The sequence below is a fragment of the Pseudomonas sp. F1_0610 genome (assembly GCF_047470865.1).
Taxonomy (GTDB): Bacteria; Pseudomonadota; Gammaproteobacteria; order Pseudomonadales; family Pseudomonadaceae; genus JAZDRH01.
In genome coordinates this window covers 1-617 of record NZ_JAZDRH010000084.1, presented here as the reverse complement: position 1 = coordinate 617, position 617 = coordinate 1, and the positions used below count along the sequence as shown (strand labels likewise).

Genomic DNA, 617 nt, shown 5'->3' with positions numbered 1-617 from the left:
TCTGCATCAAAGTACTGCCCAGGGTAGCGCAGGTTCATGGTGATCAGGTTGGTGCTGTCGGGGGTGGTTTCCCCAAAAGCTTGCATTTGGGCTTGCCACGTTGTGGTGCCTTCACTGTTGGCGGCTATTTGTGGTGTGCCTAGGTGGTCGTTATAAAGGTAATGGTAGCTGGCGTTATTCAGTGTGCCTGTGGTGGTGGCGCTGTGGTTAAGGTTGGCTTGCCAGAGGGGTTGTGTTCCCCACTCACTGTCAGGTTTCCAGCCATAGGCTATTTGTAGTTGGCCTTGTTCGTTTAGTTCGCCGATGAGGCCTTCATCGGTATATAGGTAGTAGGTGGTTTCGCCATTGATTTGTTTACTAATACGTTGCCCAAAGGGGTTGTAGTGGTAGGTGGCGATTTCAGTGTCGTTACGTTTGATGCTGTTTAAGCGGTCGTCGGTGTTGTAACCGTAGTCTAGGGTTTCTAGGGCGGTTTTCTTTTGGATGAGCTGGCCTGTTGGGCTGTAGCTTAAGTTTTCTTGCTGGCTACCAGTTCCCCAGCGGATCAATTGATCGTTGGCGTTGTATTGCCATTCACCCGGTTGGTGACGGCTGCCGATGCGGTTGCTGATGGCGTC

Annotated in this window: 1 protein-coding gene; it reads right to left on the bottom strand. The window is 51.7% G+C overall.

The window, feature by feature from the left end:
• Window positions 1-617 (bottom strand): RHS domain-containing protein (locus VQ643_RS16310; RefSeq protein WP_414201570.1); only part of this gene is annotated, 617 nt, incomplete at both ends.